This window comes from Streptomyces bohaiensis (assembly GCF_012033785.1).
Classification (GTDB): Bacteria; Actinomycetota; Actinomycetes; order Streptomycetales; family Streptomycetaceae; genus Streptomyces; species Streptomyces bohaiensis.
The window spans coordinates 1-9,440 of the sequence record NZ_JAAVJC010000186.1 but is presented as its reverse complement, the minus strand read 5'-3'; the positions used below and the strand labels follow the sequence as shown (position 1 = coordinate 9,440).

The following is a 9,440-nucleotide window of genomic DNA, read 5'->3' as shown; positions in this document are numbered from 1 at the left end:
CGCGAGCTCCGCCGCCAGCTCGGACGGCTCCGGGAACGCGTCGTCCCGCTCCAGCAGCACCCCGGGCGGCGCTGACGACGGGCGCCCCGGCGCCCCGCGGCTTCGATCCGGAGCGGCTGCGCGTCCAGCGCTCCGCCCTGGCGAGCAAGCGCGCCGCGGTCATGGCCAGGGTCGCACCCCAGTTGCCCGCCCTGCTCGGGGACGACTACCAGGGCGCCGCCCTGCGGTACGCCCGCCGCCATCCGATGACGGACGGCTTCCACGAGAGCGCCCGCGACTTCGCGCGGCGGCTGACCGACCGCGGCACGGGGCCCGCCCTGTCGTGGTCCCAGCGGCGCCGGCTGCGCCGCTGGCTGCGCGACCACGCCTGAGCGGCCGGGACGCGCCGCCGGGGGGCGGGCCGTCGCGCGAGGACCTGCACACGATCGAGGGGAGACAGCGGTGGCTGTGATCTGGTTGGGGTACGTACTGGTCGCCGTCGTTCTGGTGACGGCGGTCCGGGACAAGGTGCGTGCGGCGCAGTGGGGGGAGGACCCGCGCACGGCCGAGGTCCGTGACGTGTACGAGGCGGCCGCTCTGGCCCGGGGGCCGCGGGCGGTGGTGGACACCGCCATCTGCTCCCTGCACGAGAAGCAGCGGCTGCGGGTCGACGGGAGTCACCTGGTCCTGGAGCAGGCTGTGGCGGACGACGCGGTCGAGCGCGCCGTCGTCGACTGCTTCGGGATCGAGTGGCGGCGCCGCCTCGACCACGTGCGCAGCGAGGCGGCCAGTCGTCGCGGCGTGCGTGACGTGCGCCGCGAACTGGACGAGCGGGGACTGCTCTACTCGGCCGCCTGTGTCCGGGCGGCGCGCACGCGCGTGGTCCTGCGGCTGGTGGCGGGCGGTTCGGTGACGGCGGCCGCCGTCCTGACGCTGGCGGTCGCGTCGCCCGGGGCGTCGACCACGGCGCTGGGGGTGCTGATCGCCGCGGCGGTGGCGGCCCAGGTGGTCGTGCTGGCGCTGGCCCCGCCCCGCGACGGCGCACCCACCGCCGGGGGCAGGGCAGCCCTCGCGAAGGCACGGCGGGAGGGCGTGCCGGGCCGGTCGGACCGGGTCGCGGAGTTCGCCACGGGCGGGCCGGCCGTCCTCGCGGGGACGGCTCTCGGCGCGGCGCTCCTGCTGCCGTTGCCCGGCTCGGACGACTGGTCTCCCGAACGGCACGCGGACGGCGGCAGCTCCGGCGGCGGCAGCGGCTGCGCGAGTGTGGGAGCCGGCTGCGGGGGCGACAGCGGGGGCGGCGGCGGATGCGGGGGCGGGTGCGGCAGCTGACGCCGCTCCCGAGCGCCGGCGTCACCCGATCGAGTGGGTGACGCCGGCGGTCCCCCGACACGCCGCCGCGGGTGGCGCGGTCCGCCGCCGCACGCCCAGGACCATCCCGGTGAAGGCGGCGAAGGGATCATCGGGTGCGTCAGAGGGCGACCACAGGACGGAACGAGAGCGCCGCTCCGGCCGGCTCCGGGGCGGCCGCGGCGGGAGGGGCCCGCCACAGCGCCGGGACCGGCCACCGTGCACACCGCTCCGGCACGCGGCGGGCCGCCGGAGCGGTGGCGCTGGCGCTGACGCTGCTTACTCCGGGCACCGCCACCGCAGCAGCCTCCACGCCGACGGCGCCCGGGCGGCCCCCCGCCACCACCGACGCGCCCTTGGGCACGCAGGGGGCCCGGAGCCCCGGCGGCGAGGCGCTGCGCGACGCCAACGCGGCCGCCTGGGCGGCGGGGTCCGCCGCCGAGCAACCGCAGTGGGGCCGGTGCCCCGCCGGTGACCGGCTGCCGCCGCCGGTGGAGTGCGCCACCGTCGACGTCCCCCTGGACTACGCCGACCCCGGGGGTGACCGCCTGGCGCTCCACCTCAGCAGGCTGCCCCGACCGGGCACGGAGTCCGGGAGAGCGGGCGCCGACGGGCACCGGACCCTGGTGCTGCACCCGGGCGGCCCCGGCGCCGACGGCCGGCGGATGCCGCTCCGCCCCCTGGAGCACCCGGAGCGCGTGTGGCGCGACCTGCACGCGGAGTTCGACCTCGTGGGCTACGCGCCGCGCGGCGTGGGGCCCTCGGGCGGGTTGTCCTGCGCCCCGCCCGAGAGCTTCCGCGCCGGTCCGACCGGCTCGCCCGTCCACCCGACCCCGTCGCAGGAGGCGGCGCTGCACGCCGACGCGGCCCGGTACGCCGCGGGCTGTCTCGCCGGCGCGCCCGACCTGCTGCCGACCCTCACCTCGGCGGACAACGCCCGCGACCTGGAGGTGCTGCGCGGGGCGCTGGGGCAGGACCGGCTCGACTACCTCGGGATGTCCTACGGCAGCTACGTCGGGGCGGTCCACGCCTCGCGGTTCCCCGGCTCCGTCGGTGCGACGGTGCTGGACAGCCTGGTCCACCCCGGGGAGGACCGTGTCTGGTACGCGGGGAACCTGGCGCAGTCCGCGGCGTTCCAGCAGCGCTGGGAGGAGTTCCTGGCGTGGGTCGCGCGCCACGACCGGGCCTACGGCCTCGGGGCGACCGCGGCGCAGGTGGCGGTCGAGGCCGGGCGGGCGCTGACCGCCGCCGGGGAGGCCGGTCTCGGCCCCGGGTCGCGGGTCGGCGCCGGCGAACTGCACCGCGCGTTCCGGGGCGCGGTGTACGACGAGGCGGTATGGCCCCGCATCGCCCGCGCGCTGAGCGAGTTCACCGACGGCCGCACCGAACCGCTCCGGGCGCTGGCCCACCCCGACCCCCGGGAGGCGGCGGCCCGGGAGAACGCGGCGGCGGTCTACGCGGCGGTGCAGTGCAACGACGCGCCGTGGCCGCGCGACCCGCGCCAGTGGCGGCGGGACCTGCGGGCGCTGACCGAGCGCGCCCCGTTCGCCGCCTGGGAGAACGCCCGGGAGAACCTGCCGTGCGCCCACTGGCCGCTCCCCCACGGCACACCGCCGGTGGTCGGCGCCGAAGCGGGGGCGCTGCCCCCGGTGCTGCTGGTGCACGGCACCCGGGACGCGCCGACGCCCTACGAGGGCGCGCTGGAGACCCGGCGGCTGCTGCCCGGCTCCGTGCTGGTGACGGAGGAGGGCGGCGGCCGCCACGGCGTCACCGGAGGCAACAGCTGCGTCGACCGGCTCGTCGCCGCCCACCTGCTGCGGGGCGAGCAGCCGTCGCCCCGTCAGGCCCGCTGCGAGGCGCGCCCCGAACCGCGCCCCTGAGCCGGCGCCCCGCCCCGCCGTCGCCGGGGGCGGGGCGCCGTCGGGGGGGGCGCCCCGCCGACCCCGCCCGCCAACGGCGGCCGACCTCAGGCCAGGCCCTCGACCAGTTCGGTCAGGCTGCGGCGGCGCCCGGTGTAGAAGGGCACCTCCTCGCGGACGTGCATGCGCGCCTCGGAGGCCCGCAGGTGGCGCATGAGGTCGACGATCCGGTGCAGCTCGTCGGCCTCGAAGGCGAGGATCCACTCGTAGTCGCCGAGCGAGAAGGAGGCCACCGTGTTGGCCCGCACGTCCGGGTAGGGCCGCGCCATCTTCCCGTGCTCGGCGAGCAGCCGCCGCCGGTCCTCGTCCGGCAGCAGGTACCAGTCGTAGGAGCGCACGAACGGGTAGACGCTGATGTACTCGCGCGGCGTCTCGTCGGCGAGGAACGCCGGGATGTGGGACTTGTTGAACTCGGCCGGGCGGTGCAGGGCCATGTTCGACCACACCGGGGTGAGCGCACGGCCCAGCAGCGTGCGGCGGAACCGGTTGTAGGCGCTCTGGAGGGCGTCGGAGGTCGGGGCGTGCCACCAGACCATCACGTCGGCGTCGGCACGCAGCCCGGACACGTCGTAGGTGCCGCGGACCACGACGTCGTCCGCGGCCAGCTCCTTGAACAGCTCCTCGACCTCGGCCGCCCAGCCGTCCCGGTCCTCCGGGAGGACGTCGCGCAGCCGGAAGACCGACCACAGGGTGTAGCGGATGGTGTCGTTGAGTTCCTTGGCGATCTTGCCCGCGTTGGGGGCCTTCTCCGGTGAAGCGCTCATGGCGTCATTCTCCCGCCTCCGCCGGCGGCCCCGGCGGCAGGGTGGCCGCCACCGTCCGTGCCGCCTCCCGCGCGCCGGCGACGCAGGCGGGGATGCCGACCCCGTCGAACGCCGCGCCGCAGATCGCCACCCCCGGCAGGTCGGCGACGGCCGAGCGGATCCGGGCCACCCGGTCGACATGGCCGACGGTGTACTGGGGCAGGCCGTCGACCCAGCGGGTGACCACCGATGCGACGGGACGGGCCCCGAGCCCCACCGCCTCCCGGAGGTCGGCGCGGGCGAGCTCGACGAGGTCGTCGTCGTCACGGTGGACGGCGCGGTCGTCCCCCCACCGGCCAATCGAGGCGCGCACCACGAAGATGGCGGGGTCCTGCGCGGCCACCCAGTCCCACTTGCTGCTCACGAAGGTCGCCGCCTTGACGTCCCGGCCGTCGACCGCCGGTACCAGGAAGCCGCTGCCGCGCGGCAGCCGCGCCAGGTCGACGCGGCGGTAGGCGAGGCTGACCAGCGCCATCGAGGCGTGCTCGATCTCCCGCAGCTCACGGGCGGCACCGGGCGCGTGCGGGGCCAGCAGGTCTCCGGCCGGGCCGGCCGGCAGGGCCAGCAGCACGGCGGGGGCGTGCAGTTCGCGGCCGCTCGCCAGCGTGACGGTCCAGCCCCGGGCGTCCCGGCGCAGCGAGGTCGCGGCCGAGCCGGACAGCAGGGTGCCCCCCGCCTCGGCGCAGTGCGCGGCGACGGCGTCGGGAAGGGTGCCGACGCCGCCGTCGACACCGAGGAAGACGGGCTCCCCGGGCCGGGCGGTGGCCTGGCCGCGCGCCCGGCGGACCGCCGCGAGCAGCGAGGGCTCCCGGCGCACCGCCTCGAACAGCTGCGGCACGGTGGCGCGCATGGACAACCGCCGCACGTCCCCCGCGTAGACACCGCCGAGGAGGGGCTCCACCAGCCGGTCCACCACCTCCTCGCCCATGCGGTCCGCCACGTACGCGCCGAGCGAGACGTCGTCGCCGACCTCGGAGGGCGGCAGCCGGGCGTCCTCCGCGATGCGGGCGATGGCGGCGTCGGACAACAGCCCGACCAGGGCCGCGGGGCTGTCGGGCACGCCCATGACGTGCCCCTGCGGCATGGGGCGCAGCGAACCACCGGTCCAGATGGCCGCTCCGCCCACCGCGGGCGGCCGCAGCGCGCCGCCGAGGCCGACCTCGCGGGCCAGCTCGACGGCCTCGGGCCGCCTGGCCAGGAGCGACTCGGCGCCGAGGTCGGTGCGGACGCCGGCGATCTCACCCGTGCGGAGCTTGCCGCCCCAGCGGGTGGAGCCCTCCACGAGCGTCACCCGGGTCCCGGAGGCCAACAGGCGCTGGGCGGCGGCGAGTCCGGAGATCCCGCCGCCGATCACGATGGTGTGCACGGTGGCCACCCTTTCGAGAGGTGTGGCGCCGTCCCCGTCGCCACAGGACCGGAATCCGGCCGCCCCGGTCGCCGTCGTCCGACGTGACCGCGGCGGTCGGGCGCTCAGCGGGCGGTGCGGGTGTGAACGAACTCCACCAGCCGGGTCAGGGCGTCCGGGTCGGTGGTGGGCAGCACACCGTGCCCGAGGTTGAAGATGTGGGCGGGCACGTCGCGCGCCGCGTCCAGTACGGCGGCGGCCTGCTCCTCGACGGCCTCGCGCGGGGCGAACAGCACGGCGGGGTCGAGGTTGCCCTGCAGCGGCTTGGTGTGGCCGGTGCGGCGCGCGGCCTCGTCCAGCGGCACCCGCCAGTCGACACCCACCACGTCGGCGCCGGCGTCGCCGAGCTGGCCGAGCAGTTCCCCGGTGCCCACCCCGAAGTGGATGCGCGGCACGCCGTGGCCGGCGACCGCGGCGAAGACCTTCTCCGAGGCCGGACGCACCCGCGTGCGGTAGTCGGTGGGCGAGAGCGCGCCGACCCAGGAGTCGAAGAGCTGCACCGCCGAGGCGCCGGCCTCGATCTGCACCCGGAGGAAGGCTCCGGTGATGTCGGCGAGGCGGTCCAGCAGGTCGGACCAGAGCTGCGGGTCCCCGTACATCAGGGCCTTGGTGTGCTCGTGGTTGCGCGAGGGACCGCCCTCGACCAGGTAGCTGGCCAGGGTGAAGGGCGCGCCGGCGAAACCGATGAGCGGGGTACCGCCCAGCTCGGCGGTGAGCAGTCGGACGGCCTCGGTGACGTAGGAGACGTCGCCGCTCTCCAGCGGGCGCAGCCGCTCCAGGTCGGCTCGGGTGCGGAACGGCTCGGCCACGACCGGGCCGACGCCGGGCACGATGTCGAGGTCGATGCCGACGGCCTTCAGCGGGACCACGATGTCGCTGAAGTAGATCGCCGCGTCGACGCCGTGGCGCCGCACCGGCTGCAGCGTGATCTCGGTGACCAGATCCGGGCGGGCGCAGGCCTCCAGCATCGCGGTGCCCTCGCGCACCTTGCGGTACTCGGGCAGGGACCTCCCCGCCTGCCGCATGAACCACACGGGGGTGTGGGGCACCTCCTCGCCGCGGCACGCGCGGAGGAAGGCGGAGTCGGCCAGCCGCTCGTCGGCCGCCGGGGTCGTCGGGATGTCGCTGCGCTCGCTCACACCGGAAAGTCTCCCATGCCCCCCGTACCCGCCCCGCCACGCGGGTGTGGCTACCGGATCCCGCCCGGTTGGGCGCTTAGTGTTACCGGCCATGGTGTGGCAGGCGCGAAAGGGTGAGGAGCCCCGTTCTATGAACAGCCCCGGTGAGGGTGTGCCGTCCGTCTTCCGGACGGCGGTGGAGACGCTGACCGCGGCGCGCCCCCGGAGCGAGGTCAGGCTGACGCCGATCCCGCCCCCGCGCCGCCTGGCGCCGTTCGCCCACGCGCTGGAGGCGTCGGTGCTGCCGACCCCGGGCGCCGGGGAGGCGGCGGACGAGGAGCAGGAGGAGCTGGCGGACGGCCGGTTCGTACTGCTCCACGACCCGGACGGTCAGGAGGGCTGGTTCGGGACGCTCCGCGTCGTGACGCTGGCCCGCGCGGCGATGGAGCCGGAGCTGGGCACCGACCCGCTGCTGCCGGAGGTCACCTGGTCGTGGCTGGCCGAGGCGGTGGACGGCGCGCACGGCCCGGGATGGGCCGAGCCGAGCGGCACGGTGACGCTCGCTGCCTCCCGGGCCTTCGGCGGGCTGTCGGAGCGGCCGCCGACGACGGAGCTGGAGCTGCGGGCCTCGTGGTCGCCGATCGACGAGTCGACGGTCGCCGACCACCTGCTGGGGTGGTGCGGGATGCTCGCGCAGTGCGCCGGGCTGCCGCCGGAGACGGTGACCCCGGGCGTCGCCGCGCTCCCGCGGCGACGGACCCCCCGGCGGGGTGACCCCCGGACGCACTGACACTGCTCCGTCCGAGTGAGACGGAGAGCCGCCGGGCCCTTGCGGGCCGGGGCGCACGCGCCGGGGCGTCACCGGTTCGTGAACAGCCCCTAAAGGCGGTGGGGGTTCCTGCCGAAGGACATTATGACCCATCGATGCGGGTCCATCCGGATGCATCCGGATCGCACCGACTCCTTCCGGCAGGAGTCGGTTCATCCCCCCCCCCACTTCCTCCCGGGAGGCCCGGTGTCCGTGCTCCTCGAACAGCCCACCAGCATGGTGGCGTACCGTCCGAACAAGCCGACGGCCATGGTGGTCGTGGCCGACCCCCGCGTCCGCTCCACCGTCACCCGGCACCTGTGGGCCCTGGGCGTCCGCGACGTGATCGAGGCCTCGTCCGTGGCGGAGGCCCGGCCTCGCATCGGCAACCCGCGCGACATCTGCGTCGCCGAGGTGCACCTCCCCGACGGCTCGGGGCTCAGCCTGCTCTCCGAGACCCGCGCCGCGGGGTGGCCCAACGGTCTGGCGCTCTCAGCGGCGGACGACATCGGCGCGGTCCGCAACGCCCTGGCCGGCGGCGTCAAGGGCTACGTCGTCACCGGCACCCGCAACAACCTCGGACCCGCCGCCCGCCACGGCGCCGCACCGATCGGCGCCGCCGCGGCCCGCATGCACCGGCGCCAGCCCGGGGCGCACGGCCACCCCAACGGCTACCGGGAGCTGTCCGGCCGCGAGGTCGAGGTCCTGCGACTGGTGGCCGAGGGGCAGTCGAACAAGGCCATCGGGGTCTCGATGGGCCTCTCCGCCCTGACGGTCAAGAGCCACCTGGCCCGCATCGCGCGGAAGTTGGGGACCGGTGACCGTGCCGGCATGGTGGCCGTGGCGCTGCGGACCGGCATCATCCACTGACCCCGCCGATGTGGTACGGCGTACGCACACAGTTACCCTGGTGGGGTGACCGACGCCCCGCAGACCGACGCCCAGGCCCCGACCCCGCCCGCGCCGACCTCCGGCCCCGCGCCGGTGCCCTTGCTGGCCCCCCGGGAGGGGGTCCCCGAGGTGGTGGCGGAACCCGACGGCCTGTCGGCCGTGGTAGCGACCTTCGCCGCCGGCACCGGACCGGTGGCGGTCGACGCGGAGCGCGCCTCGGGCTACCGGTACGGCCAACGCGCCTACCTGGTGCAGCTGCGCCGCGAGGGCGCGGGCACCGCGCTGGTGGACCCGATCGGCTGCGGTGACCTCTCCTCCCTGGGCGAGGCGCTGGCGGACACCGAGTGGGTGCTGCACGCGGCCTCGCAGGACCTCCCGTGCCTGCGCGACATAGGCATGACGCCCGCGACGCTCTTCGACACCGAACTGGCGGGACGGCTCGCCGGCTTCGCCAGGGTCGGACTCGGGGTCATGGTGGAGGCGGTACTGGGCTACCAGCTGGAGAAGGGCCACTCCGCCGTGGACTGGTCGACGCGTCCGCTGCCCGAGCCCTGGTTGCGGTACGCCGCTCTGGACGTGGAACTGCTGGTCGACCTGCGGGACGCACTGGAGGCGGAGCTGCGCGACCAGGGGAAGCTGGAATGGGCGCTGGAGGAGTTCGCGGCGATCGCGGCGGCCCCGCCGCCACCGCCGCGCAAGGACCCGTGGCGTCGGACCTCCGGCATGCACAAGGTGCGGCGGCGCCGGCAGATGGCGGCGGTGCGCGAGCTGTGGACCTCCCGCGACGAGCTGGCCCGCGAGCGGGACCTCTCCCCCGGCAAGGTCCTCCCCGACGCGGCGATCGTGGCCGCGGCGCTGGCGATGCCGGCCGACGCCCGCGCCATGGCGGCGCTCCCCGGCTTCGGCCACCGCGTCAACCGGCGGATGCTGGCGCGCTGGCAGGCCGCGGTCGACCTGGCCCGGGAGCTGCCGGAACGCGACCTCCCGCAGCCGGGGCAGGGCGTCACCGGCCCGCCCCCGCCGCGCGCCTGGGCGGACAAGGACCCCGTCGCGGCGGCCCGGCTGACGGCGGCGCGCAAGAGTTCGTGATCGTTGTCGAGTCCCGTGCGAGGGCTGCTCGTGGTGACTGCCATGGCTCCATCATGGCGTGCATATGCCGATCGCGTGGTC

At 76.4% G+C, this 9,440-nt stretch carries 9 protein-coding genes; 6 read left to right on the top strand and 3 right to left on the bottom strand.

Going from position 1 to position 9,440, the window contains the following annotated elements:
- The 3 genes from HCN52_RS24860 to HCN52_RS17765 all read left to right on the top strand — a co-directional run.
- On the top strand, positions 1–371 hold a 371-nt coding region (locus tag HCN52_RS24860; RefSeq protein ID WP_245175245.1), incomplete at its 5' end, for an SCO6045 C-terminal-like domain-containing protein.
- Positions 372–441: 70 nt separating this feature from the next.
- Positions 442–1,308: a TIGR04222 domain-containing membrane protein gene (locus HCN52_RS17770; RefSeq protein ID WP_168089439.1), complete on the top strand. Its 867-nt coding sequence runs from the start codon at positions 442–444 to the stop codon at positions 1,306–1,308.
- A 275-nt stretch (positions 1,309–1,583) separates the two neighbouring features.
- Positions 1,584–3,206 carry an alpha/beta hydrolase gene (locus HCN52_RS17765; RefSeq protein WP_168089438.1) on the top strand — a complete coding sequence of 541 codons (1,623 nt, stop codon included), beginning with the start codon at positions 1,584–1,586 and terminating at the stop codon, positions 3,204–3,206.
- An 86-nt stretch (positions 3,207–3,292) separates the two neighbouring features.
- Here HCN52_RS17765 and hemQ read toward each other — a convergent pair whose 3' ends face one another.
- The 3 genes from hemQ to hemE form a co-directional block, all read right to left on the bottom strand.
- Positions 3,293–4,009, bottom strand: a complete 717-nt coding sequence (gene hemQ / locus HCN52_RS17760) for a hydrogen peroxide-dependent heme synthase (protein ID WP_168089437.1) — start codon at positions 4,007–4,009, stop codon at positions 3,293–3,295.
- A 4-nt stretch (positions 4,010–4,013) separates the two neighbouring features.
- The gene (gene hemG, locus HCN52_RS17755; protein WP_168089436.1) at positions 4,014–5,414 is read right to left on the bottom strand and encodes a protoporphyrinogen oxidase; all 1,401 of its coding nucleotides are present in this window, start codon (positions 5,412–5,414) and stop codon (positions 4,014–4,016) included.
- 104 nt (positions 5,415–5,518) lie between these two features.
- Complete coding sequence (gene hemE, locus HCN52_RS17750; protein WP_376767149.1) at positions 5,519–6,574, bottom strand: uroporphyrinogen decarboxylase; 1,056 nt, start codon at positions 6,572–6,574, stop codon at positions 5,519–5,521.
- A gap of 148 nt (positions 6,575–6,722) precedes the next feature.
- On the opposite strand from hemE, the gene HCN52_RS17745 reads away from it, so the two are divergent.
- From HCN52_RS17745 to HCN52_RS17735, 3 genes are all read left to right on the top strand, one after another.
- Positions 6,723–7,361 carry a DUF3000 domain-containing protein gene (locus HCN52_RS17745; RefSeq protein ID WP_168089434.1) on the top strand — a complete coding sequence of 213 codons (639 nt, stop codon included), beginning with the start codon at positions 6,723–6,725 and terminating at the stop codon, positions 7,359–7,361.
- Between the two features lie 225 nt (positions 7,362–7,586).
- A complete protein-coding gene (locus tag HCN52_RS17740; protein WP_167933429.1) occupies positions 7,587–8,249 on the top strand; it encodes a response regulator transcription factor in 663 nt (220 codons plus the stop codon).
- Between the two features lie 45 nt (positions 8,250–8,294).
- Complete coding sequence (locus HCN52_RS17735) at positions 8,295–9,359, top strand: HRDC domain-containing protein (protein WP_312876753.1); 1,065 nt, start codon at positions 8,295–8,297, stop codon at positions 9,357–9,359.
- Positions 9,360–9,440 lie beyond the last annotated feature (81 nt).